This is a genomic window from Pseudanabaena cinerea FACHB-1277, assembly GCF_014696345.1.
Lineage (GTDB): Bacteria > Cyanobacteriota > Cyanobacteriia > Pseudanabaenales > Pseudanabaenaceae > Pseudanabaena > Pseudanabaena cinerea.
In genome coordinates this window covers 1-23,783 of sequence record NZ_JACJPY010000044.1, presented here as the reverse complement: position 1 = coordinate 23,783, position 23,783 = coordinate 1, and the positions used below count along the sequence as shown (strand labels likewise).

Genomic DNA, 23,783 nt, shown 5'->3' with positions numbered 1-23,783 from the left:
GATTGGGGATTGGGGATTGGCTATTAGTGGTTAGCGGTTAGCTTTTGTTGTTCTTGGGGATTGGCTATTAGCTATTAGCTATTAGCGGTTGGCTTTTGGTGATTGGTGATTGGTGATTGGAAGACTGGCAAAGCCTAAAAGCTAAAAGCTAAAAGCTAAAAGCTAAAAGCTAAAAGCTAAAAGCTAATAGCTAAAAGCTAAAAGCTAAAAGCTAAAAGCTAATAGCTAAAAGCTAAAAGCTAATAGTTGTGAAATTTTCTTACGATCGCCTTAATTATATTAAAGCTGAAAATGGTTAGTGTATGCAGCTTTTGGGTAATGAAAGTGGCGATCGCTTAATTTGTGGGGAGTCGCTAAGACCTCAAAAATGCTCTAAAGTTGACTGTAAGCTCAATTACCAGCAATTACTCAAGCTATGAAAATCGCCAAGAATATTACCGAATTAGTGGGACGGACTCCCTTAGTTGAATTGCAGCGCATTCCCCATGCTGAGGGCTGTGTGGCGCGAATTATTGTCAAATTAGAGGGTATGAATCCTGCCGCTTCGGTCAAGGATCGGATTGGGGTGAATATGATTCAAGAGGCGGAGGATCAGGGCTTGATTTCGCCAAATAAGACAATTTTGGTGGAGCCAACTTCGGGCAATACGGGGATCGCGCTGGCAATGGTGGCGGCGGCTAAGGGTTATAAATTAATCTTGACGATGCCAGAGACGATGAGTTTAGAAAGGCGCTCGATGTTGCGAGCCTATGGCGCGACTTTGGAACTGACGGCGGGTACTGAAGGCATGGGTGGCGCAATCCGTCGCGCTAAGGAAATTAGCGAAAGTACGCCCGATGCCTATATGCTGCAACAGTTTCGCAATCCTTCCAATCCAGCAATTCACCGCAAAACTACAGCCGAGGAAATTTGGGAAGATACGGAAGGGCAGATTGATTTCTTGATTTCGGGGGTGGGTACTGGCGGTACGATTACAGGGATTGCGGAGGTAATCAAGGCCAGGAAACCAGATTTTAAGGCGATCGCTGTGGAGCCTGCCAATAGTCCTGTGCTGTCAGGTGGTCGCCCAGGTCCACATAAAATCCAAGGTATTGGTGCGGGGTTTGTGCCTGAGGTTCTTAAGACAGATTTGATTGATGAAGTGATTTGTGTGAATGATGATCAGGCGATCGCTTTTGGGCGTAGATTAGCCCGTGAGGAAGGGCTGCTGTCAGGAATTTCTAGCGGCGCGGCGCTCTGTGCGGCGGTGCAGGTGGCGAAGCGCCCTGAGAATGCTGGCAAAATGATTGTGATGATTCAGCCTAGTTTTGGTGAGCGTTATCTGAGTACGCCCCTATTCCAAGATCCTGAATTGATGGGATTGAGTTAGATACTATTGCGGGTTTCAAACACAGTTATATCAATGAAACATTAGCGAAATATCAATAAAATATTAACAAGATATTAACAAAATATTAACAAGATAAAATGCAACCCAAAATTATTATTCATGGCGGTGCTGGCAGTACCGTTGAGAGCAAGGGCGGCTATGAGCCTGTGCGTAAATCTCTATTTGCTGTATTGGAAACGGTTTATCCGATGTTGCTGAATGGCACGAAGGCAATTGACGCAGTGGTGAAGGCTTGTCAAATGCTAGAGGATGATCCGCGCTTTAATGCGGGAACTGGCTCAGTGTTGCAGTCCGATGGTCAGGTGCGAATGAGTGCATCAATTATGGATGGCGATCGCCAGAGTTTTAGTGGTGTCATCAATACCGCGAGGGTCAAAAATCCGATTAATATGGCACAGCATTTACAGTCTAGTGCCGATCGCGTGCTGTCTGATTATGGCTCTGCCGAGCTTGCCCGTGAGCTAGGTATTCCCATTTACAATCCCCTTACCGATGAACGGTTGGCGGAATGGGTGGAAGAACGGAAGACTAACTTCACTCGCAAAATGGCAGATGTGGCGATGGGAACCATCGGTGCAGTGGTTCTTGATCAGTACGGCAGTATTTGTGCTGGCACATCGACAGGCGGCAGAGGTTTTGAGCGCATCGGCAGGGTCAGCGACTCAGCAACCCCTGCGGGCAACTATGCCACGAAGTTTGCGGGGGTTAGTTGCACAGGTGTGGGCGAAGATATTCTCGATGAGGGTTTTGCCACTAGGGTGGTGGTACGTGTCACCGATGGCATGAGCTTACAAGAGGCGATCGATAAGTCAATTAATGAAGCAAAAAGCCGCGATCGCGATTTTGGCGCAATTTGTCTTGATGCCACTGGGGCGATCGCTTGGGGAAAGACTTGTCCTGTATTGTTCGCGGCGTACCATGACGGCGAAAAAATGCAAGATACACTTTAGTGTTAATACCGAAGTGTTAATACCGAATCACGAGTTTGAGCATTGGCGCTTTGTGCCGATGCTCAGAAGTTTGCTAGAGCTAGTTTGAAGCCTCGTCTAGCAACTAGCTTCTCAAGCATGAATTTCCTTGCGCCCTACGGTATTTGCTTTACTGTAATATAAAGCCTTGCTGGAAGTACGGGGCTTGAAACCCCATTTTCCGATAAGCTAAGCTCTTCAAGAGACATACATAAAAAAACATGAAAGATGTAATCGTGATCGGCGCAGGCATGGCAGGCTTAACCTGCGCCCAACAACTCAAGCAAGCAGGGCTAGATGTCACCATTGTCGAAAAGTCGGCAGGCGTGGGTGGGCGCATGGCAACAAGGCGGCTGCAAGGCACTTGGGTTGATCACGGCGCTCAGTTAATCTCCGCAAAAAGTGATGATTTCGAGAGATTTATCCGTAAATTGCAAGATAAAGGGGTGATTAAGGAATGGACGCGCAATGTCTATCAATTGTCGGCTCAGGGCTTGTTACCGCCCGATGCTAACCATCGCCACCAGCGCTATTGCTGTCCCCTAGGAATGACGGCGATCGCTAAATATCTAGCCAGTGACTTGACCATCATCCACAATGCTCGTATTGTCGGAGTGAGTCACGCCAATCGTAAATGGCAACTGATTACCGATCGCCAAGAAATTCTAGAAACCAGCGCGATCGTTTCCACAATTCCTGCACCACAGTTTTTACCATTGTTTGAAGATGTTCTCGCATCAGCTCCAGCATTTTTGCAAGCCGTGCAGTCAGTAAAGTTTGCACCTAGTGTCTCGATTATGGCGGGATATAGCCCTAATCATGAAATTCCCGAATCATGGCAAGCGATCGCCTGTATTGATGATCCTATTTTGAGTTGGATTAGTCATGACAGCAGCAAACATCCTGATCGCTCCAGCCAGCAAGTTTTTGTATTGCAGAGTACTGCCGAATTTGCCAAGCAATCCATGGAGGAATCCGATCTAGAAATTGCAGGCAAACCCCTACTCAACCAAGCAGGTAAATTATTAGCAAAATGGTTAGCCAGTCCAGAATGGTGGCAGGTGCATCGCTGGCGTTATGCCCTGTCTGAAGAATTTTTAGGTGTTTCTTGCCTATCCACCGCTAGCCCTTTAGCATTAGTTTGTGCAGGAGATTGGTGCGCTGGCAAAAATATTGAATCCGCCTACCACTCAGGCTTAGCGGCGGCTGAGTCAGCGATCGAATTGTTGGGACAGGCAAAAGGCGCTTAAGCCCCTTCTCTATTTCAGGGCTTGAATGTAAGGAAGGACGATCGCGAAACAACTTCCCTCCCCCACCTTGCTAGTGACACTAACATAGCCCCCATGCATCTCGGCAATCTGCTTAACAATCGTTAGCCCCAAACCCGATCCCGCATATTGGCGCGTAAAACTGCTATCGATCTGGACGAAGGCTTGAAATAATTTATCGATATTCTCAGGCGAAATGCCAATTCCCGTATCAGCGATCGCAAAGATAATGGCATGGGATGAATCGCTAACCGCGCTGAGATTAGTTTCGTCAATGGGCATTAGCTTCACATCCAAACAGATTTTGCCACCAGTCGGCGTAAATTTTACGGCATTACTTAGAAGATTAATTAAAGCCTGACGCATTCGCAAATCATCAACAACGATCACCCCCAGATGTGATGGCACAATCACCTCCAACCGCACCTGCTTTTTGCTTGCCATCTGCTTGATGAAACTAAGACTTGATTGACAAAGCTGACTGACCCCCACCGAACTCACAGACAAACTAAATTTACCTGACTCAATTCGTGCCACATCCAAAATATCATTAATCAATTCCAACAAATGTCTGCCACTGTTCTCGATTAAAGCCAAAGCTTTCTTTTGTCTTGCATTTAAATCCCCAAATGTGTCTGACAGCAAGCCCTCAGACATTCCCAAAATAGCATTGAGAGGGGTGCGTAACTCATGGCTCATATTTGCCAGAAACTCATCCTTCAATTTTGTCGCCCTTGCCAATTCCGCATTAGTAACACTCAATTGTTGATTGGCATATTGCAGTGCTTGGGTACGCTCTTCAACCCTTGACTCTAGTTGCTGATTAAGTTCACGCAGAGATTCTAAAGCTTCAAATCTCTCTACTTCTGCACTTACCCTTGCCGCAAACACCCGTAAAATGGCATTAGCTCTAGGGATATCCCTTATTGGCTTATCATCAAGAATGCAGATACTACCTATTTTTTGACCATCGGCTTTAGTAATTGCCAGCCCGAAATATGAAACTGCCCCCAACTTTTTAACTACAACACTATCCGCAAAACCAGATTCTGTGAGATTGGGACATTCAAAGCTGCCTTTATGGATGGTTACAGCACAGGGCGAAGTATGCAAGCCAATGACCGAACTGGGGTTAATCGTGCCATCAATCCATGACACTTCTATTTTGAGTTGATCTTTGAGTGCCCTTGTCACAAATACAAAACGGACATTCAGAGCTTTGGCAATATATTCCACGAGGGCAGGGAAGAAATTTGCCCCAGTTTTGGCGGCGGCTCCCTCCACCAAACTTTGCAGCGAGGCTTCGGCTTGCTTGCGATCGCTAATATCTTCTAGTACCCCAATAAAAAAAGGTGGATCGCCATTATCTTGATCAATTTTAGAACTGCTAGCCTTCACCCATACTGTGCTGCCATCGCGGCGAATAAACCGCTTTTCCATTTGGTAGCTCTCACATTCATTATTAAGTACCAAATCACGGCGGCGTAGATTTTCATCAACATCATCGGCAAGCGTAATATCAGTAAATCGTAAATTGGCTAGTTCTGCTTCTGAATAACCAACAATCTTTTGATATTCAGGATTAGTGCGGACAAATTTACCTGTGATATCGGTGATCGCGATCGCCAATGGAGAGCGCATGAACATTGCATTTAGCAAATATTCACTAGATTTCAGGCGTTCTTGGCTTTGCTTTAATGCAATTTCTGCCTGTTTGCGATCGCTAACATCACGAATAATTACTAATACTTCATTCTCAGCACAGACTGTAATCCGAACTTCCTCCACTCGCAACCCATCATTTATTGGCAACTCCTGCTCATAGATTTGGAGACTGCCTGTTTGCAGAGCCTTACCAATATATTGCATCATCATATCGGCTATTGTTGACGGCAATAGGTAGTTCTCATATAGACTTTTACCAATTAAACTAGGATCTCCTAAAACCCCAAATCCATCATTATAAAAAAAATCTAAATAAACACCTGAACCAGACATCCGCAAGATCAGATCGGGTAACGCATTAATCAAAGCAATATGTTTATTTTCGCTCTTGCGGAGAGCCTGCTCAACATTATGATTATGATCCATAGGAGATACGAATAAGCTTTTTATAATTATTTTTTGATGAGACTTTTAATGAATCTTGAGCAGTAGATTCAGCTTTTAGAGCTTCATGATTTTGAATTAGGAAATTGATTGCCTGATGAAAACATTTACTATTATCTACTTGAAAATCAGCCTGAAATACTTGCCGATCTAGATCGATTTTATTGATGCGCTCCTGTATTTCTTGACGAAAATCAAGGTTATTAATTAATTTCAGGGTCAACTGAGTATATTCCGCAGGACTCTTGGCAACTAAGTCACCCAAGCCTAGCTTTTTAGCCAACCTCGCCCCAGCCCGATTATACCAACGTTTTCCTTCAAAGAATATAGTTGGTTTGCGAAGATATAGCCCATCAATAATAACGTTAAATCCGCCGAAATGATACGAGTCTAGACAAAGAGTCGCTTCTTCCATGATTGCCATATATTCAGGGTAGGACTTATAGGGATATATACAAATATTTTCTGCACCCAATACCTGCTCGATATCCTTGACAAAGGGCAGAAAGTCATTTTTACGCAATAGTCCACCGCCCGAAAAGAAACGAAATATAAGTGGGACTTTGGCGTCGTGAATAATTTTCTTGAGTAATAGCAATAATGGATAATTAACTTTTTGGGCATACCAAGGGCAGTTAATGATCAATCTTGGCTCGGCTGTATTGGTAAGTGTATTCGTAAGTGTATTGGTGTGTATTTTATCTGAGACTTCTAAATTAGTTTGTGGTTGATAATTAGGATAGTTGTTTGCTGCCCCTAAACCATTTAGTAATACCAATCTTTCGGAATAGTTTACTTCAGGGTTACGCAATATTTCTGATTCTGAACCACTGATAAAATAATCGATTTCACTACCAAAGGTACTAACGGGATGTCCTAATCCGCAAATTTGAATCGGGGCAATTCGCATATTTGATAGCACAATACTTTCTGGTAGCATTCCAATATCTGGATAGTAAATAGCCGTAAATTCGTTGTCTTGAATAAAACTAAGATCCCATTGATTGTTAGCAAGTTTTAAATACTTGACCTCATGAAAGTACTGGATATCAATGTTAATTTGTTGATCGCCGATATGAATGAGGGTTAATTCATAGTCATCCTTGAGGGCAGCGATACAGCTAGATAGAATTCGATAGACTGAATGATTGGCAAACCATAAGCCTGAAATGATGGCAATTTTGCGGGGATGTGGGCGATTGCGGATAGTAGTATTTTTGACCAGTTGACTATTTTGAATAGAGCGATTGATCCTGTTTTTTAATAGGCGATCGTTGTCGCCATCGATATAGGTTGCCCCGAAATACAGGTCATCAATTTGATAAAAGTCTTGGAGGCGATCGTCTTCATAGATAAGATGTTCACGCAGATTTTGATAAACAATGCGATTGACTAGACCAGTACGATATATCTCTAAATAATGGGAATACCATAGACAGGCAAGTGCTGGACTCGCATCAAAAATAGCCTTGCGATCGAGTTTAAAACTATTGCGAGCCGAATATAGGGTTAAGATCTTGGCATAATTTTGTGGCTGTAGTTGCAATAGTTCTAAATAAGCATCGGTGGTCTTGAAGTCAGATATTGCTACCAGATTAGAGATCGTTAAATTTAATTGAATAAATCTCTTAACGAAAGTATCACTAAGTAAATAATCTGGCTGCGTAAATATATATAAAAAACTCTTTACGAATGCATTAACAAAATATTGAGATTCAATCTTCAATTCGAGATAGGTAGACATCTCAAAATGCTCTAGAATACTAATCAATTTTTGAGATAATTGATCGTGATTTTGAGATAGATATTGTTGCAATAATTCTTGAGGGTTAAATTGTAGATCACCCACATTTTGCATTTGCATATTTTCTATCTCAATTTCTATCTCAATTTATTTACTGTCACTTCTATTTGGTAATACTAGAGCTTAACTTTTGCCAATGCTGACGGTAAATTAATTCTAGTTGGTTGCCAAATTTCATAAATAACTTGGTCTGCTGATCGTGCAGTGACAAGAACAACCGATGAAAAGCAGATGTAAAGATGGCAATAATTAACCCCGTTGCGGTGGTAATCAGAGCTTCGCCGATCCCTTGTGTCAGTGACCCCGATCGCGTATTTGCTGCCACATCGCCTAGCTTGAGGGAACTAAAGGAAATAATTAAACCTGTTACGGTTCCGAGCAAGCCCAGTAATGGGGCGAGGGTAATGATCGCTTCTAGCATTTTTTCACCCTTGAGCATTTCCACTAATTCTTCATCGGCAGTACTTTCAAGGGCAAGCCGAAATAACTCAGGTTCAGGGTGTTCAAGGGCAAGGGGCGCATTCAGGAATCTGCCGATAGGAACCTTTGCCGATTGCTCCGACAGCTCTGCCGCTAGTCGCAAATCTTCGCGGGCGATCGCCAAGATATTTTCCGCCGTCTTCTTTTCTTGCTTCAAAATTCTGAACCAAAAGATTAGCCGTTCCATGATCCCCGCGAGGGCAAATATAGATAGGGCAATCAGTGGATACATGACCACGCCGCCCGCCTTGATTAGTTCAATCACTCTGAGATGCCTCCTTCTCTTCCCGTTCACGGCTGAGTTGATTGATCAGCGACAGCACTTTAACACCCCGTTCAAAGGAGCGATCTTCATGAAAAGCAATCTCAGGAACACGGCGCAATGCTAACCTCTGCCCAACTTCACGCTTGATAAACCCCGTAGCAGAGGCTAGGGCTTCCATCGTTTGCGCCCTTGCTTCTTCGGTGCCGTAGATGCTCACAAAGATTTTAACGTGCTGAAGATCACCAGACAGTTCGGCATCGGTGACGCTGACCATGCCCATGCCCACGCGATCATCTTTGATATCTTTGAGAATCATGTTACTAACCTCTCGCTTGATCAGTTCGGCAACACGGGCAACCCGTCTAGTAGTAGCCATAGTTTAGAGTGATGAAATAAATTGCTGAAAACACCTTCACGCAGCGACTGGGGATCAATTCCAAACTCAAAAATCTTCTAAAAGCACTACTCTGTAGCATTTTCAAAAACTTTTTTATAGTTGGTTTGATAGACGATTGCTGCGTATAGCCATCCTAGCTTATACCAAATACAGCGCTTTGTGCTGACTAAAGCCCCAAAAGGATGTTTGAAAAAGGCACTCCAAGCCACTTTCAAAATTATTTCTGCACTACTAAAAGCCTCAATAGGCTGCAAGGAAATAGCATAGCCATTTCTTGATTAGAAAACCATGACTGTGTTGAGCTTTTTGAGCAATTTCCGACCTGTCGCACAAGCACCTTGGCTGCTTGTGATGGGGATGTATCTGTCAATCAGGATTTCAACTGTAATGCCGACAATTGTCACAGGGCCCATCAGGATTGACGGCACAGCGAATATATGGCGATCGCGCATTGTACTGACAACTCACTTTACCAATCACATAGCCAAATCCTTCGATCATGACCAAATCCGCAGGGGGTAAAGTTTTTCGGCTTGGAGCAATGGGTTGATAGAGGGGCTGCATAGTTGAGCTAACATATTGCTGACGAAATTTGGCTTGATAGCGGTGCAACAGCCATAGGGAAAGGATGGGTGGCGCTATGCCGATCGCCAAAATAAGCATGATGTCTAGCATGGCTTTACAGTATCAAGCTCAAAGGTGATTGCAGGGAGGACATAAAGAGGTATCTCTGTATCTTTGTATCTTTGCGACATTCTTCTGCTCTCTTCAGGCAATATCAAAACCGAGCATAGCTCGCAGCACTAAGGAAACCCCAATAAATCCGCTCACGATCGCCGTAATCATGGCGATCGCGGTAACGGGCTGTTTGAGGAGAGGCACAATAGGACCGATGACTACCGACAGGACTCCACCAATAATGAGTAATAAAAATTTGGGATAACGTAGTAGATTTTGAATAAAGTTTTTCATAGTGGGCTAGACAATTAGTCATTAAAAACTGCTATACATTACTCAATCTAGCTAAAGGTGATCGCTATGGCAATATTTGGGGCAATTCTCTTAATAATCGGTGTAGTCCTATTCTTTGTCCAGAAAAATTACAGTACTAAGTTACGCAGTATTCAATCTGCTATTCCTGCAACGGTCGCTGAGCTACAAAAAATTGCCAGTGAAATTGCGGCTGAAATCGGCAGTGGCAATTTGCGGGAATATGTAAAGGTGCGCGGTTTGATTCGTAGCGATCGCCCGTTATTGTCGGAACTCAAGCAACAACCCTGTGTGCATTACACCATGAGGGTAGTGCGCGAGTACGAGGAGAAAATCCAAACTACGGACAGTGAGGGCAGGACTAAAATCGCAACTCGTAAATCTTCAGAAACTGTATCTAACAATAGTCGCTCGATTCCCTTTGTACTTGAGGATCGCTCTGGGCAGATCTTGGTTAACCCCGATGGTGGCAACATTGACACAGAACAGATCCTTGACGAGTTTTGCCATGGTAATAGTACTTCTATATCCTTTGGTGGCTTCACGATGTCCCTTGGGAATAGTTTTGGCGTTGGCGATCGCCGCACCCTTGGCTATCGTTACACTGAGTCAATTTTACCCTGCGATCGTGAAGTGTTGGTAATTGGCACGGCTGCCGATGATGGTGGTAATGTCACCCTTCGTAAACCCATTCAGTCGGACAAGAAGTTTATCATCTCTCTCAAAAGTGAGGAGGCATTAGCCAAATCTACTGCCAATGCTGCTAAAGGTTTCTTTTATGGCATGGTTGGATGCTTAGCAATTGGCTCTGTTTTACTAATCTTAGGCTTAATACTTAAGAAGTAATTAAGGGTTAAGTCTGCTGAATGTAGGCTGTATAGTTGGGCTGAAACTACTTTGATTTTGGTTAGCACACTCAAAATGGGTTACAATCTGTACAGAGTTTATCGACTTAGATGAGGTAAATTGCTTTGTCCTCTCAATAAGGTTAGAACAAAAGACATGAAAATTGGCTTACAAACATCGAATAATTGATAAGCTTTAGCTAGCTAGATACAGCGCTTTGTAACAGCCTAAAGCCCAAAAATCCTGCGTTCATGTAGGGAATCAGGTGAAACATGGTTTCACTTAAAAAATCTTTTACCAAATACAAGGATTTCAGATGTCACATTTAGCTAACTTCACCTACTTACCCATATGAGCGATAAATTTTACAATAAGTTTAAGATCAATATAGCTAATGCCGCAGTACATAACAAAATTCAAAAACTACTGAATGAGGGCAAGAATAAAGATGCTTGCTATTTAATTAAAGAAGCTTTGTCAAAGGGATTAGATTTTCAAGGCTTTGAAGTCTACTATGCTCATATATTAATCTGTAATTGTGACTGGGAAGAAATAAGCTCTTTGCTTCCTAGGGAAACCAACTTTCTTTTAACGTCTGGATGGATTCAATCAATATCTCAAGGCAAACCCAGCAATGCCAATAACGAGCCAGTACCTTGGCTGACTTATCCAGCAATAGATTTTTTAGATTCAATTATTGATTCAGATTGGTCAGTTTTTGAGTGGGGATCGGGCAACTCAACATTATGGTGGTCTAAAAGAGTTAGACAAGTTCAGACGATAGAGAGTGACTTAAATTGGTTTCAAGAAGTTCAGACCAGACTACCTGATAATGCTCAAATATCTCACTATAAGTCTGAAGAAGAATATAGTAAGTCAATCCACAAATTTGATGATAACTGCTTTGATGTAATAGTTATAGACGGAGATTTTCGGAATAAATGTGCTCAAGAATGTATCAACAAATTAAAGAAAGATGGGATTATTGTATTTGATAATACAGATGGAATGGAGTTTAACGAGGGTGTACTCTTCTTACAAAGCAATGAATTTTATAGAATAGATTTTTGGGGAATGATTCCTTCTTACCTATATAAAAATTGCACCTCTATATTTTCAAAGAACTTAAATGTATTGAGATGCAATTCATTGCCTTCTCAGCATACTTCTAGTGTTGGAATTTCTTGCTATCAAGCAATGAATAAAAATGCTACAAATAACTTTATCGATTTAAAGCCACAAACTTCTGTAAACTATCCTCCATTTAAGAATGGTCTATATATGGAGGAATATTTTAGTTTGTACTGGGAACATATTGATTTTCCAGAAAAGGATAGGCTAGTATACTTAGATATATTTTGGCATAACTTATTTCAAAATGCTGGCGGAAATGCGATTGCAGTGATGCAAGATTTAACTCCATTAGTTTTAAAGAAATGCGAAGAGGCAAGACAAGAAGGTAAATTAGTATTTACACTCTTCCAGTGGGATGATGGTTTGTTACTACAGGCAGATAAACCAGAGAACTTAATTTTATTTGCGATCGCTGGCAATAGTGATCCAGATTTATATATTCCTCTTCCTTTAATTGTCGAAGATAGAGAGCATCGTTTGTTGAATGTACCTAGACTTCCTTTTACACAACGAACAACTCTGTGTAGCTTTGTAGGTACTATCACCCATGATGTTAGATTGCGGATGTACAATGCGCTTGGAGATGTAGAAGGTTTTCAGTTTCATGTCAAATCCTCTTGGTCTATTGATATACCCGAAGATTTAGCTCAGAAATTTGTTGATGTGAGCCAATCTAGTCGTTTTGGTCTAGCTCCTAGAGGATATGGTCCTTCTAGTTTTAGATTCTTTGAACTAATGCAGCTTGGTATTGTCCCAATTTATGTTCACGATCATGAGATTGGTTTACCCTATACGGATGTATTGGATTACAGTAAGTTTAGTGTGATTATTCATATAGATGAGATTAAAGAATTACCAGATATACTCAACAAAATTTCAGATAAGCAATACCAGCAAATGCTCCAAGAAATGAATGAAGTTCATTATTGGTTTACGCCTCAAGGTATTAGCGAATATGTACAGCAGTACATGACTGATATTTTATACTGTCAGGATTTGTTGACTTAATATTAATAGAGCTAAGAGATAGCGTATGACTATAACTCTCTTAAAAAGAAGAGCCTTTTAGACACAAGGCTCATACGTTCTATTTGCTCCCAATTTACAGGATAGTTGTTGACCTTTTTATATATGGTTGCATGGCTTCCAATGCAGTTTCCCATAACTTCAAGTCCCATTGCGATCGCAAACCGATCAAAGGTATAACGCAGATGGAATGTTGATGGTAGATGGCATTTGATAATTGGGAAAAAACAATTAGCAATAATGAGATAGCCGCCGATCTTTACAGAATCAATCATCTGAGAGAACAGATTAAGTGGTTCAGGTACGTGTTCAAGAACATCTGTACTAACTAGACAATCATAGTGATTAGTTTGCAAACGATTTACAAACTCTACTGATGGATAATCTTGACATTGAGAAATAGCAAATTCGCTAGGATAAGGCTCGTAAATATCGACTTTAGCTTCATTATACTGACCAGAAATCATTCTTGCTAAAGTTCCATAGCCACCACCAAAATCTAGGACTGTTTTAAGGTGATTAGCTGTGATCCAACTAGAGATAGCACAACGATGTTGTAATGAGAGCGAGTGTTGTTCGGCAAAAAAGCCGTTGAGTAACCAAACTGGATGCTTATAGAAGTTATTAATTCTTTCTGCATCCAGATTGATATTGTCACAATTCATTTCGTCCCAAACCAGATCTAGAAGAAATAGCAATTGACTAAGTTCAATCAACTCCCCATCTATGACATTCAGAAGTCTTTGAATTTCTTGGTAGTCATTGGTAGGAATATCATTACTAATTTGCATAATTCTTTATTATAAACAATCTAGAAAACTTCGTATTTTTGAGTGGATGTTAGCAGTCTCACTATGGTATGAACCAATTATTTGTTCTTTGTAGCATCGATTTTTTGTTTAATAAGCCAACAGTCCAATTTGCATGGAATATCATAGGATCTGGTTGACCAGTTTGGATGCTCTCAATCATTTCGTCAGAAATTGACATCAGTTTTGCAGATAAACCACAGGCAAAACGAGTTTCCGAAAGAAAGAAAAGATTTTTGATCAAGCTAGGGTTTGAATGAATCAAGTTATTAAAGATAATCTGATCATGAAATTCGGGGTTAGTTTGTGCAACTGATGAATGTAACTCAATTAAGGAATCTAAGATTTGATGTGATATTGCTGTGTTTGCGAAACTCATAAACCCTGTGCAACAGTGCGGGGGGAAACCAGAATTTCCTTCTGTTTGAATAGCTAAATCATACATTTGACTAATATGATGAAGCATTGATATGGGTGATTGTCGCCAAGCTATATCAACATCTGTATATATTACTTTGGCAAAACCTTGGCTAAGAGTATACTTTATCGCCTTCCATTTATGAATAGTGAATGTACCAAAGCGATCGCTTCCATAGTCATGATATTCAGAACTATCATTCAGATTTTCTTGATCTTCTGTAATATCTTCAATAGCCGTGATTTGACCTGAAAAATCTATTTTACCTAAATCCTTAAGATCTACTATGGAGTTCCTAGGCGTGAAGATTTCGATATTTTCTAGGGTAATACCACAATTTTTAATACTAATCAGTGTATTCGTGACGAATTCTCCTAATCCTCCCGAAATAACTATAACAATTTTGTAAGAATCAGGAGGTTGAGTAATATCTAATAAGGAGGTTGTTGACTTAGGAGAATAGTTTTCAGATATGGCTATATATCGCATTAGCTCTGATATTAGGGCGATCGCTTGCTTAATGCCATTTTCTAATCTCAGAATATTTGGGATTTCTCCTTGAATTATTTGTCTCCATGTTGAAGAATATCTAGGTAAGTAAATGATTCCTAATAACGAGCTAAAGTGATTGTCTGTGTTGATTTGCAGAATCTCAGAGAGAGCTTTATGGCAAATTTCTATAGATTTATCAAACTCACCGATGAGGTGATGGACAATGGCAAGATGTGCTTTACAGAGTGGACTATCTGTAAATAAGATGCCTTTTTCTAATGCCTCGATCGCATATTCTATATAAAGATCGCGTTCATTAAGGTCATTACAATTATCTGCTGCAATTAATGCCATTACTGCAACATTATTAAAATCAATTGCTGATTCTGGCTCTTCCCATTTGGTGTTGAGGATATCAATCTCCAGATCATCGAAGAAATCTAAACCAACTTCAGGACAACAACCCTGCACATATTCACAGTAAGCAAATATCTCGCCATTATCTAATAAATTATCATACGTCATAGACTTATTTATAGGTTTAAGGGATATTGATAATAATTGATCGCTTCTCAACCAAGAACAAATTTTCGCCACATCTGCTCATAGGCTTTTTCCATCTCAAGGGTAAATTGCTTTGCATTCCATAAAGGTGAAGTTTGCCGAGATGCTTTTAACTTCATAGCAATATCTTGACGTAATTGGGCATCTTTGCCAAGTTTAATGCCCCATTCCACATATTCAGCATCAGTCCAAGCTATGCCCTCACTAACACCTGCATTCATCATCATTCCATAGCTATTCCGCGCCGAGAACTGCTCACCAACTCTTGTTACTAAAGGGATGCACATCCACAGTGTTTCTAGGGTTGTTGTTGCGCCATTGTAGGGATAGGTGTCTAACACGATATCCGCAACTCCCAAATTAGCGCGATGGATGGCTTCGCTGGCGGTTGGAGGCAAAAATCTTAAACAGCTAGTATCAACGCCTTCTTCGATCGCTAATTGATTAAAATACTCTTGAATCGCACCTTGATCGGCAATTCCTTTAATTAGAAAATAGCTATTAGGAACAGATTTAATAATTTGCAGTTGTAGCCGCACAGTGTCAATATGGCGTTTATAGCCACGTTGAGCGCTCAAATAGACAACTGCATCGGCGGGAATATCTAATTGATCGCGGCGTAAACTAGGAACAGCGATCTCAAAACCATCAACGGCAATATAGGTTTGCGGTAAGCGCCAAATTTTCTCTTGATAATATTCTTCTGCATCATTGGGCAGTACATAAGGGTCAGCAATAAAGTAATCGATCGCAGGAATACCCGAAGCGTCCCAACCAAGCCATGTCACTTGTATGGGGGCGGGCTTGCGTGCCATTGTACCGCAAGTGCCATCGAGGGTGATACTATCAATATCTACTAAGATATCAATTTGATCCTGATAAATCTTTTTAGCAAGATTATCAAAATCTTCGTATTTGCCATCATCATCAACGCCAGCCCGATAAACGCCATCCATTTGTTGTTCATACCAAGCTTGCAAATCATCATTATTTTGACGATAGGTTTGAAAGTAACCATAGAGTTCAAACTTTTCTCGATTGTGATGACGGATCAACCATCGTGCCAGCCAGCCTACGGAATGGGAAGCCATGCCTTGACCGATGTAGCCAATTTTGAGCTTGCGGGTTAATTCATTGTTGCTATCTGTGCTAAGGTCAAGTCGTTTGCGGAAATCTTGCATTTTCTCTGTTAAGTCCAAGTTTGAACTGGACTTCAAATTGCTTTGACAAAGCTGCCCAATTTGATTTTGGATGTGGCGATTTTCTCTAGGCTTATCCTGAAAGTATGGCGCAAAGAAGTTAGCGGTGTAAAGGCGATTGATAATCGCTTGTTGTAAATTTTGGGGTTGTTCGGTGATTAGAGAATTTAGTAATGCTTGCTGCTCCGCAAAAGTGGCTAAAGCATTTTGCCAACTGTTGCCTTGGTTGAGATAGGCGCGTAATAATATGGCATTCGCAAAAAATCTATCAACTAGCCTTGTGGATAGTTTGTAGTTTTTTTGAGCAGTGGTAACTCCTAGGTCGTACTTACCAGCATCCTGATACATACAGGATAGATGGTGCAAAACTTCCACCTCTTCGGGCAGAGTAGTTTGACATATTTCTAGTAGAGCGATGCCCAAATCAGATCGCCGATAAAAAAATGCAAGCTCAACAGCACAATATATCAATCTATAGGCAAAATCTTGAGGATTTTCGGTCAGAGCGATACAAGCTTTAGTTAGTTCAACTAGATACGGAAAGGGGGGATATTTAGTTAAAGTTTCCCAAAGTTCCCACAGCAAACCGAAGTCCCAGCTATGCAATGAAGATTGTAAACTACTTATTAATTCTGCAAAAGATGGATCATCATCCTCTAAAGTATTTCTTTTTAGGGAAATTAAACCATTCAATAATAGATAATCTAAATTATTACCATCTATTTCATGAATATGCTGACAAATTAACCATGCCACATTATACTCGGCTATTTCATATTGCCTCTTTACCTCTGTACAGAGAATATTTACCAGTTCCGCAGTCCAAGATTCTATTTGTTCTAAAGAAGTTTCTTCAGTAAGGCAATTCATCCATGTAAGTTGCGCTTCTATTTCTTGTCCTTGTAAAAGCTGTGCTAACCCTAAGTAGAAGTAATCGGTATGAATAAATGCTTTTTCGGGTTGCTCATCAATCTTTTTCTGATAAATCTTAGTCACTTCAGCATAGTCTTTTTGCAATAGCGCTTTGTAAGATTCAGAATGCCATTGATTATTATTCATGTTTATATCAATTATTTTTTCAAATATTGCCTATACACAAAAGAGACGGAAAGCATCAAGCAATCCATCTCTTTTATAAAAGCATTTACTATGGGGACTAAGTGTTAGTTACCAACTGGTACGGTAGCACCTTGACATTGGGGACCTGTGGCAGAAGTTCCTACGGTTGGAATATTTCCAGCAGTACCAACAACTGTACCTGCACCTGCGGCATTGGCTTCACACAATACAGCCAAGCTGGTGATGTCGCTGGTTGCATCTACTCTGGAAAGTTGCACACGACCAATGTAGCCTCTAATCGCTACTGCACGAGGGTTACCAAAGGTGGTTGCAAAGTTTGCAGTGGGGTTTGTACCATCGTAGGTTGGTGTGCTAGTACCAAAGTCATAGTTTTCAGTTTGGCGCTTAACACCTACACCAAGAATGTCAAGGTCAGTGCCGAAGCGGTTCTTTTCGGTGAAGTAAGCTTGTTGACCCTTGTTGAGAGTACCAACATAGGTTTTGGCTTCAGATTGCTTAGCCTTGTTGGCTTGGTTGAGGAAAGAAGGAAGCGCGATCGCGGCGAGAATACCGATGATGATGATAACAACGAGAAGTTCAACTAGGGTGAAACCCTTTTCAGAACCTTTCTTGTCTAGTAGGTGCTGGATGAGCTTGGTCTTGAATTCAGATTTCATAATTTTGGTTCCCTTTATGTATTGAGAGTTGAGTTAACTGTCTGGGTTATGTGAGTAACTTACCCACGATCCGACAGGATGATATCACTGCTAGAAAAATTTTTTTACTGCTCATATACTGTTAGAAACATAGTTCTTATTTTTTTAACCTAAAAATTCCACATCTTCATAAATTTCAGCGATCGCGCATTCAAAATTTATACTAGCAAACTGCACCAAATCACCTTCGCCATAGGATGTTAACTCCCACTTACCGCGCTCATTTAAACGAAAGGCTTCAACATTAACTTGCTCTGAACTAACTAATACATATTCACTCAAGCTAATTAACTGTCGATAACGCGCAAACTTACTACCGCGATTATATGCCTCAGTACTAGGTGACAACACCTCAATAATTAGCGTTGGGTAAAATACAGCCTTAGCCGAATGGCGATCGCGATCGTCGCAAGTCACTAAAAGATCGGGATAAAAAAATTCCCCATTTTTAGAAATTCCCACCTTCGCATCTGAGCCTAGCACCCGACAGTTTTTGCCCCTAACCTGTGGGCGCAATAGCGCAATCAAATTAGTAGCGATCATACTATGGTCAATCGTTCCTCCTGCCATCGCAAATACTTCGCCATTAATATACTCATACCTAGTTTCTTGCTGAGATTCCCATGCAAAATATTCATCAGGGGAAATTTTGGGGTTATTTGGTACAGCAATCATGGTTTACCCCCAAGCCAAGGGCTGAAACTTATCGTCATTAGCGATTTCCACGGAGTCGCCATTAGTGCGAATCACGAATAAACCTTTGCGATAAGCATAAATATCTACCCCCTCATTAATTTCGATACCCGCCACCGCCCCATAGAGGGTGTATTGAGCATATTCAGGGAATGCTTTTTTGAAGTTAGTTAAGCGATCGCCCATTTCATCGACATCATCCTTAGATAATCGTGATTTACACTCCACTGCCACCATTTTCATCCCATTTATGCCCAAAATATCAATTTCCATCGGAGTCCCTGATGTCAGAGGCGATCGCACTCTTTCCATCGTTCGCGTAATTAAAATACCGCGATCGCGAAACATCCGCACCACCGCAGAGCGGACTAGCTCTTCCACAAAGCGTCCCCAGCGAGTTGTTAAGCCATCCACAGCCTTGCTGGTGCGCTCAACAGTTTTCTCTAACTTCGCTAGACTAAGGGCAGCTTCAGCAGCACGGCGATCGTTTTCAGCCTTAGCTTCGGCGGCACGGCGATCAGCTTCGGCGGCACGGCGATCAGCTTCGGCGGCACGGCGATCAAACTCAGCGCGAGATCGCTCTAATGCCGCATTAGTTTGTTCAAATAGTTTATAAATATCAGCGATCGTAATTGCTTCTGACATAGTTACTTGCTAAGTAGCATTCATAGTATCTGAATATATGATAGGGCATTAACTTACAGCGCTCTGCACCCAACCCCAAACCAAGGAAAATTTTGAAAACGTTGCAAAGCAATGCTTTCAAAATTTTCCTTGTGGTTCTTTTGATCGGTAATTGCTGTAACACCAAATCACGAAAGTGTGACTGCACTTTTATGATTTGCAAACCAAACCCAGTAAGGGTTTTCAAATAAAGAAATGGCTACGCCATTTCTTTATTTGGTGTAAGACGGAAGACATATATAATAAGGTGATTATTTAATAGTGAATATTTTACAAACAGCCCAAAAGGAAAGCTAAATATGTCTACTAGACGCACTGACAGTGCATTTCCAGTTTCCTACAACCGCGATGCTGATAGCTTGGTGGAAGGAATGACTAAGCGTGAATATTTTGCGATCATGATCATGCAGGGTTATAGCTCCACTAATGTTAAGTTTGCTGATGAATATCAAAAGGCACGTCTGGCAGTTGCCGAAGCCGATGCTCTGATCGATATTCTTGCTTACGAGGCAAACCCCAAAGCTTAATTTTGTCTAACTCTTGCTCGATCGCTATTCACTTGATCGCCATTCATATGATCTCATCACCTCTACAACTAATTAACCAACTATTCAATCAGCCATCCCTTAAAAAGCTGGATGTCTGCCAATTGGGTAATCCCAAATTACGGGCGATCGCCACATCGATTACTGATGTCCATGATCCGCAGATCCAAAAGTTAATCGATGAAATGATCCTCACCCTCAAGGAAAGTCGGGGTGTGGGGTTGGCGGCTCCGCAGGTGGGGCGATCGCTACAATTGATCATTATTGCCTCTCACCCAAATGAGCGTTACCCCCATGCGCCGCAGATGGAGCCATTAGCAATGATCAATCCCCAAATTATCGCCCATTCTGATGTTAAGGTGAAAGACTGGGAGGGCTGTTTGTCAGTGCCGATGATTCGAGGACTTGTGCCGCGCTATCAAGAAATTGAGGTGAGTTACGGCGATCGCGATGGCAATCGCCAGAGGACAAAGCTGACAGATTTTGTAGCAAGGATCTTTCAGCATGAGTACGATCATTTAGAAGGCAAAGTATTTTTAGATCGGGTGGAGAGTTCGCTAGATTTAATTACAGAAGCCGAATATCACAAACTTTAAGAGATACCTCCTTGCGAAGGGAGAATTTTCTTCTTCCCCCTTTGCAAGGGGGATTGAGGGAGATCTATTTAGTGATGATCATTTTTTCATGCTGATTAGTGCGTAAAATACTAGATCTAATATTTAACCAAACATTCAAGATTTCGACTCATGGAAGACAAGTTGATGTTGATGATCCCAGGACCAACACCAGTGCCAGAACAGGCATTGTTGGCACTGGCAAAAGCTCCCATTGGACACCGTAGCGGCGATTTTAGTAAGGTCATGGCAGATGTGACCGCCAAACTAAAGTGGCTGCACCAGACTACTAATGATGTATTGATCCTGACCGCAAGTGGTACTGGCGCGATGGAGGCGGGGATCATTAATTTCTTGAGTAAGGGCGATCGCGTCCTTGTGGGTGACAATGGCAAGTTTGGCGAGCGTTGGGTTGAAGTATGTAATGCATACGGCGTGAATGCGGAAGTGATCAAGGCGGAATGGGGCAAGCCCTTAAATCCTGAAGATTTTCGAGCAAAGCTTGAGGCTGATGCTAATAAAGAAATTAAGGCGGTCATCATCACCCATAGCGAAACCTCTACAGGGGTTCTCAATGATCTTGTCACCATTAACAGCTATGTCAAGGCTCATGAAAAAGCGCTGATAATTGTTGATGCTGTCACTAGTTTGGGGGCGAATAATATTCCCATTGATGAGCTAGGTCTAGATGTTGTGGGTTCAGGTTCGCAAAAGGGCTATATGATCCCTCCTGGATTGGGGTTTGTGGCAGTCAGCCCCAAGGCATGGGAAGCATATAAAACTGCGGATCTGCCCAAGTTTTATTTAGATCTTGGCAAGGCGCGTAAGGATGCTGCCAAAAATTCTACGCCTTTTACAACCTCGGTAAATATGGTGATGGCTTTGCAAGCTTCGCTGGAAATTATGCAAAGGGAAGGCTTGGAAAATATTTTTGCGCGTCATCTGCGCCATCGCAATGCCACCCGCGCCGCCATCAAAGCTCTTAATCTTGATCTACTTGCCCCTGATGATGCCGCTAGTCATTCGATCACCGCAGTTGTCCCCCCTGAAGGTTTGGATGCTGAAAAAATTCGCGCCACGATCAAGAAAAAGTTTGACATCGTGATGGCGGGTGGTCAGGATCATCTCAATGGCAAGATTTTTCGGATTGGGCACTTAGGTTTTGTGGGCGATCGCGATATTCTCACGGCGATCGCGGCGCTAGAAGCTTCAATTTCTAGTCTTGGCTATAGTAATTTCACTTCTGGTGCTGGTGTGAAGGCAGCGATCGAAGTTCTGAATAGCTAATAAAAAATAGACATTAAAACCTAATGATTAGCGGTACGGTGCGGTGCGCCACACCGCTAATTGTTGGGGGCAAAGGAAGTAGCGATCATCAAGCTTTCCAGATTCAAGATCGTCTTCTATTTGCTGATGCTATATTTGCTTATAGTAATCTATTAGCCATGTAGTAAGGTTGGCTAATTCTTTTGTAGACAGCTTTTTGATTGCTGTTTCAAGTTCTTTAATACTCATAGTTTTTTATCAACAAGCTCAATAAGCTATAACTACTATATCAAGCTAGAATCCCAGTAATATGCTAACTTTACCTGAACTTATAGCCTTTCAATGGCTCTTCAAGGCATTAATCATATTCAATGTTGCTTTCAGGTGATTTAGTCTAAATTTCCTCAGATATCGCTACAATGATTAGAGAATCAAGTTTATTAGTGTAAAGCAGCTATGCATATAGAAAAGTTGCGGATGCAAAATTTCAGGGGCTTCAAAGATGTCACCATAGATTTTCCATCAAATCTTGCTGTTTTTATTGGTGTGAATGGTTCAGGAAAATCAAGCATAATTGATTGTTTAGATAATTTATTATTTGAGTTAATTAGCCGATTACTTCGTGTCACTAGAAATGCAAAGAATTTCAGTACTAGGGGTATGAATGGCTTCGGAGAAAATGACATTTCTAACGGTTCTCAAGAAACTATAAACGAATTAACAATTTCCTATTCAGAATTTAGTGAAGCATTTTCTAGAGATATTCAACTCCTATACTGTTTTGGCTATCCTTCAAGTAGTGAAGAACCTCAGAAAGATTTTCAACGCAGTATCTTTGAGGATGTCGGAAATTTCAAAATATTTATTAATACCCAAATAAATAATAATCCTAACAAAAGCATTCCAATCATTGTTTGTTATTCTACTAAAAGATCAGTTACAAATTATAGGCTCTCTGGAAGTGATCCTTTGTCTCCAAATGTTGCTAAACTATCTCAAGTTAACTGTTATACAGATGCGACTAATCAGTATAATATCGATTTTGAAACTTTTTTTGTATGGTTTAAAAACAATGAGGATCTAGAACAGGAGATAAGACTGGACGGTAATCTTGATTATCAGGACTATCAATTAAACTTAGTTAGGAAAGCTATTACATCGATCTTACCTGATTATTCAGATCTCAAGGTTAAGCGATCGCGTATGCAGATTGTACTTAAAAAACAAGATCATGAACTAGTGCTTAATCAGCTTTCTGATGGAGAGAAAAACTTGTTGGTAATGGTTGCAGATATTGCGAGAAGATTGGCGATCGCTAATCCAGATCCGACAAAAAATGCACTAGAAGGTGAAGGGATTATTTTAATTGACGAAATAGAATTACATTTACATCCTCAATGGCAACGCGACATTATTCCACGTCTTACCAGTACTTTTCCTAACTGTCAGTTTATTGTGACAACCCACTCACCACAAGTTCTTAGTAACGTCAAAAAAGAAAATGTATTTATTGTAGAAGATTTTCAAGTTTACCCTGCCGATGCCTATACTTTTGGGCGTGATAGCAACTCGATTTTATCAGAATTAATGGGAGTCACTGAAAGACCTATAGAAATTCAAAATAAACTAACGGAATGTCTATATAAAATCGATGACGGTCAAATCGAAGAAGCTAAAGTATTACTCCGTGAATTGTCTGATTTGCTAGGTCATAATGATTCGGAGATCGTTAAGGCAAATACACTGATTAGTTTTCTATCTAAGGTGAAATGAAAAAGATCATTAAACAATCAGAGCCGAGATCTCTAGTAGAGCATCGATCGCAAGCTAACGCTGACTATGACAATTATCCAGACAAAGATAAACTTAGAGAATCTTTGCTAAAAGAACAAGGATATATTTGTTGCTACTGTATGAGCCGCATCAAATTAGATGAGATGAAGATAGGGAGCATCCCAAGTTTGCGCTAAGTAGAAATACTTAGCGATGGGGAATTATTAAGAAAAGCTGTACGCAAACGTAAGATCTTTGGAACATTGCATGGATT

22 protein-coding genes are annotated in these 23,783 nt (G+C 41.2%); 10 read left to right on the top strand and 12 right to left on the bottom strand.

All coding sequences use genetic code 11. The features are described 5' to 3' along the window. Positions 1-415 precede the first annotated feature (415 nt). The 3 genes from cysK (at position 416) to H6F44_RS13695 (ending at position 3,608) form a co-directional block, all read left to right on the top strand. Positions 416-1,369 carry a cysteine synthase A gene (gene cysK, locus H6F44_RS13705; protein ID WP_190351587.1) on the top strand — a complete coding sequence of 318 codons (954 nt, stop codon included), beginning with the start codon at positions 416-418 and terminating at the stop codon, positions 1,367-1,369. A 98-nt stretch (positions 1,370-1,467) separates the two neighbouring features. Next, positions 1,468-2,340 (top strand): isoaspartyl peptidase/L-asparaginase, encoded by an 873-nt coding sequence (locus H6F44_RS13700; RefSeq protein WP_190351586.1) that lies wholly within the window; start codon positions 1,468-1,470, stop codon positions 2,338-2,340. Positions 2,341-2,579: 239 nt separating this feature from the next. Next, positions 2,580-3,608 carry an NAD(P)/FAD-dependent oxidoreductase gene (locus tag H6F44_RS13695; RefSeq protein WP_190351585.1) on the top strand — a complete coding sequence of 343 codons (1,029 nt, stop codon included), beginning with the start codon at positions 2,580-2,582 and terminating at the stop codon, positions 3,606-3,608. A 9-nt stretch (positions 3,609-3,617) separates the two neighbouring features. Here the strand turns inward: H6F44_RS13695 and H6F44_RS13690 are convergent, their stop codons facing one another. From H6F44_RS13690 to H6F44_RS13665, 6 genes are all read right to left on the bottom strand, one after another. Then, complete coding sequence (locus tag H6F44_RS13690) at positions 3,618-5,717, bottom strand: PAS domain-containing sensor histidine kinase (RefSeq protein WP_199302125.1); 2,100 nt, start codon at positions 5,715-5,717, stop codon at positions 3,618-3,620. Continuing rightward, positions 5,707-7,599: a tetratricopeptide repeat protein gene (locus H6F44_RS13685; protein WP_190351584.1), complete on the bottom strand. Its 1,893-nt coding sequence runs from the start codon at positions 7,597-7,599 to the stop codon at positions 5,707-5,709. The genes H6F44_RS13690 and H6F44_RS13685 overlap by 11 nt, the downstream gene beginning before the upstream one ends. Positions 7,600-7,642: 43 nt before the next feature. After that, complete coding sequence (locus tag H6F44_RS13680; protein WP_190351583.1) at positions 7,643-8,284, bottom strand: MotA/TolQ/ExbB proton channel family protein; 642 nt, start codon at positions 8,282-8,284, stop codon at positions 7,643-7,645. Further along, positions 8,277-8,660 carry a 30S ribosome-binding factor RbfA gene (gene rbfA / locus H6F44_RS13675; protein WP_190351582.1) on the bottom strand — a complete coding sequence of 128 codons (384 nt, stop codon included), beginning with the start codon at positions 8,658-8,660 and terminating at the stop codon, positions 8,277-8,279. The genes H6F44_RS13680 and rbfA overlap by 8 nt, the downstream gene beginning before the upstream one ends. Before the next feature lie 399 nt (positions 8,661-9,059). Then, positions 9,060-9,356, bottom strand: a complete 297-nt coding sequence (locus tag H6F44_RS13670) for a DUF6464 family protein (RefSeq protein ID WP_190351581.1) — start codon at positions 9,354-9,356, stop codon at positions 9,060-9,062. A gap of 93 nt (positions 9,357-9,449) precedes the next feature. After that, a complete protein-coding gene (locus tag H6F44_RS13665; protein WP_190351580.1) occupies positions 9,450-9,653 on the bottom strand; it encodes a DUF751 family protein in 204 nt (67 codons plus the stop codon). A gap of 66 nt (positions 9,654-9,719) precedes the next feature. Here H6F44_RS13665 and H6F44_RS13660 point away from each other — a divergent pair, with 66 nt between their 5' ends. Further along, positions 9,720-10,517 (top strand): E3 ubiquitin ligase family protein, encoded by a 798-nt coding sequence (locus H6F44_RS13660; protein ID WP_190351579.1) that lies wholly within the window; start codon positions 9,720-9,722, stop codon positions 10,515-10,517. Between the two features lie 351 nt (positions 10,518-10,868). Next, on the top strand, positions 10,869-12,659 hold the full coding sequence (locus H6F44_RS13655) for an exostosin domain-containing protein (protein ID WP_190351578.1): 1,791 nt from the start codon (positions 10,869-10,871) through the stop codon (positions 12,657-12,659). A gap of 29 nt (positions 12,660-12,688) precedes the next feature. On the opposite strand, the gene H6F44_RS13650 is transcribed toward H6F44_RS13655, so the two are convergent. From H6F44_RS13650 to H6F44_RS13625, 6 genes are all read right to left on the bottom strand, one after another. After that, on the bottom strand, positions 12,689-13,468 hold the full coding sequence (locus tag H6F44_RS13650; RefSeq protein ID WP_190351577.1) for a class I SAM-dependent methyltransferase: 780 nt from the start codon (positions 13,466-13,468) through the stop codon (positions 12,689-12,691). 61 nt (positions 13,469-13,529) lie between these two features. Then, positions 13,530-14,921, bottom strand: a complete 1,392-nt coding sequence (locus H6F44_RS13645; RefSeq protein WP_190351576.1) for a putative nucleotide-diphospho-sugar transferase — start codon at positions 14,919-14,921, stop codon at positions 13,530-13,532. Positions 14,922-14,968: 47 nt separating this feature from the next. Next, the gene (locus H6F44_RS13640; RefSeq protein ID WP_190351575.1) at positions 14,969-17,218 is read right to left on the bottom strand and encodes an O-linked N-acetylglucosamine transferase, SPINDLY family protein; all 2,250 of its coding nucleotides are present in this window, start codon (positions 17,216-17,218) and stop codon (positions 14,969-14,971) included. 104 nt (positions 17,219-17,322) lie between these two features. Continuing rightward, positions 17,323-17,895 (bottom strand): type IV pilin-like G/H family protein, encoded by a 573-nt coding sequence (locus tag H6F44_RS13635; RefSeq protein WP_190351574.1) that lies wholly within the window; start codon positions 17,893-17,895, stop codon positions 17,323-17,325. A 144-nt stretch (positions 17,896-18,039) separates the two neighbouring features. Continuing rightward, positions 18,040-18,609, bottom strand: coding sequence for a Uma2 family endonuclease (locus H6F44_RS13630; RefSeq protein ID WP_190351573.1), 570 nt, complete (start codon positions 18,607-18,609; stop codon positions 18,040-18,042). Between the two features lie 3 nt (positions 18,610-18,612). Next, positions 18,613-19,272 (bottom strand): DUF3782 domain-containing protein, encoded by a 660-nt coding sequence (locus tag H6F44_RS13625; protein ID WP_190351572.1) that lies wholly within the window; start codon positions 19,270-19,272, stop codon positions 18,613-18,615. A 338-nt stretch (positions 19,273-19,610) separates the two neighbouring features. Between H6F44_RS13625 and H6F44_RS13620 the strand changes: the two genes are divergently transcribed. The 5 genes from H6F44_RS13620 to H6F44_RS13600 all read left to right on the top strand — a co-directional run bounded on the left by H6F44_RS13620 (position 19,611) and on the right by H6F44_RS13600 (position 23,509). Then, positions 19,611-19,838: a hypothetical protein gene (locus tag H6F44_RS13620; RefSeq protein ID WP_190351571.1), complete on the top strand. Its 228-nt coding sequence runs from the start codon at positions 19,611-19,613 to the stop codon at positions 19,836-19,838. Positions 19,839-19,885: 47 nt separating this feature from the next. Beyond that, positions 19,886-20,452: a peptide deformylase gene (def, locus tag H6F44_RS13615; RefSeq protein ID WP_190351595.1), complete on the top strand. Its 567-nt coding sequence runs from the start codon at positions 19,886-19,888 to the stop codon at positions 20,450-20,452. Between the two features lie 150 nt (positions 20,453-20,602). Beyond that, complete coding sequence (locus H6F44_RS13610; RefSeq protein ID WP_190351570.1) at positions 20,603-21,757, top strand: pyridoxal-phosphate-dependent aminotransferase family protein; 1,155 nt, start codon at positions 20,603-20,605, stop codon at positions 21,755-21,757. Between the two features lie 23 nt (positions 21,758-21,780). Further along, the gene (locus tag H6F44_RS13605; RefSeq protein WP_190351569.1) at positions 21,781-21,921 is read left to right on the top strand and encodes a hypothetical protein; all 141 of its coding nucleotides are present in this window, start codon (positions 21,781-21,783) and stop codon (positions 21,919-21,921) included. Positions 21,922-22,192: 271 nt separating this feature from the next. Next, positions 22,193-23,509, top strand: coding sequence for an AAA family ATPase (locus H6F44_RS13600; protein ID WP_190351568.1), 1,317 nt, complete (start codon positions 22,193-22,195; stop codon positions 23,507-23,509). The last annotated feature ends 274 nt before the right edge of the window (positions 23,510-23,783 follow it).

Excerpts from the sequence above, each read along its gene's own strand:
- H6F44_RS13620 (WP_190351571.1), top strand. The coding sequence starts at position 19,611 with ATGTCTACTAGACGCACTGACAGTGCATTTCCAGTTTCCTACAACCGC.
- H6F44_RS13605 (WP_190351569.1), top strand. The coding sequence starts at position 21,781 with ATGATTAGCGGTACGGTGCGGTGCGCCACACCGCTAATTGTTGGGGGC.
- H6F44_RS13600 (WP_190351568.1), top strand. The coding sequence starts at position 22,193 with ATGCATATAGAAAAGTTGCGGATGCAAAATTTCAGGGGCTTCAAAGAT.
- cysK (WP_190351587.1), top strand. The coding sequence starts at position 416 with ATGAAAATCGCCAAGAATATTACCGAATTAGTGGGACGGACTCCCTTA.
- def (WP_190351595.1), top strand. The coding sequence starts at position 19,886 with ATGATCTCATCACCTCTACAACTAATTAACCAACTATTCAATCAGCCA.
- H6F44_RS13610 (WP_190351570.1), top strand. The coding sequence starts at position 20,603 with ATGGAAGACAAGTTGATGTTGATGATCCCAGGACCAACACCAGTGCCA.
- H6F44_RS13695 (WP_190351585.1), top strand. The coding sequence starts at position 2,580 with ATGAAAGATGTAATCGTGATCGGCGCAGGCATGGCAGGCTTAACCTGC.
- H6F44_RS13630 (WP_190351573.1), bottom strand. The coding sequence starts at position 18,609 with ATGATTGCTGTACCAAATAACCCCAAAATTTCCCCTGATGAATATTTT.
- H6F44_RS13660 (WP_190351579.1), top strand. The coding sequence starts at position 9,720 with ATGGCAATATTTGGGGCAATTCTCTTAATAATCGGTGTAGTCCTATTC.
- H6F44_RS13670 (WP_190351581.1), bottom strand. The coding sequence starts at position 9,356 with ATGCTAGACATCATGCTTATTTTGGCGATCGGCATAGCGCCACCCATC.
- H6F44_RS13690 (WP_199302125.1), bottom strand. The coding sequence starts at position 5,717 with ATGGATCATAATCATAATGTTGAGCAGGCTCTCCGCAAGAGCGAAAAT.
- H6F44_RS13655 (WP_190351578.1), top strand. The coding sequence starts at position 10,869 with ATGAGCGATAAATTTTACAATAAGTTTAAGATCAATATAGCTAATGCC.
- rbfA (WP_190351582.1), bottom strand. The coding sequence starts at position 8,660 with ATGGCTACTACTAGACGGGTTGCCCGTGTTGCCGAACTGATCAAGCGA.
- H6F44_RS13625 (WP_190351572.1), bottom strand. The coding sequence starts at position 19,272 with ATGTCAGAAGCAATTACGATCGCTGATATTTATAAACTATTTGAACAA.
- H6F44_RS13645 (WP_190351576.1), bottom strand. The coding sequence starts at position 14,921 with ATGACGTATGATAATTTATTAGATAATGGCGAGATATTTGCTTACTGT.
- H6F44_RS13685 (WP_190351584.1), bottom strand. The coding sequence starts at position 7,599 with ATGCAAATGCAAAATGTGGGTGATCTACAATTTAACCCTCAAGAATTA.
- H6F44_RS13650 (WP_190351577.1), bottom strand. The coding sequence starts at position 13,468 with ATGCAAATTAGTAATGATATTCCTACCAATGACTACCAAGAAATTCAA.
- H6F44_RS13635 (WP_190351574.1), bottom strand. The coding sequence starts at position 17,895 with ATGAAATCTGAATTCAAGACCAAGCTCATCCAGCACCTACTAGACAAG.
- H6F44_RS13640 (WP_190351575.1), bottom strand. The coding sequence starts at position 17,218 with ATGAATAATAATCAATGGCATTCTGAATCTTACAAAGCGCTATTGCAA.
- H6F44_RS13700 (WP_190351586.1), top strand. The coding sequence starts at position 1,468 with ATGCAACCCAAAATTATTATTCATGGCGGTGCTGGCAGTACCGTTGAG.
- H6F44_RS13665 (WP_190351580.1), bottom strand. The coding sequence starts at position 9,653 with ATGAAAAACTTTATTCAAAATCTACTACGTTATCCCAAATTTTTATTA.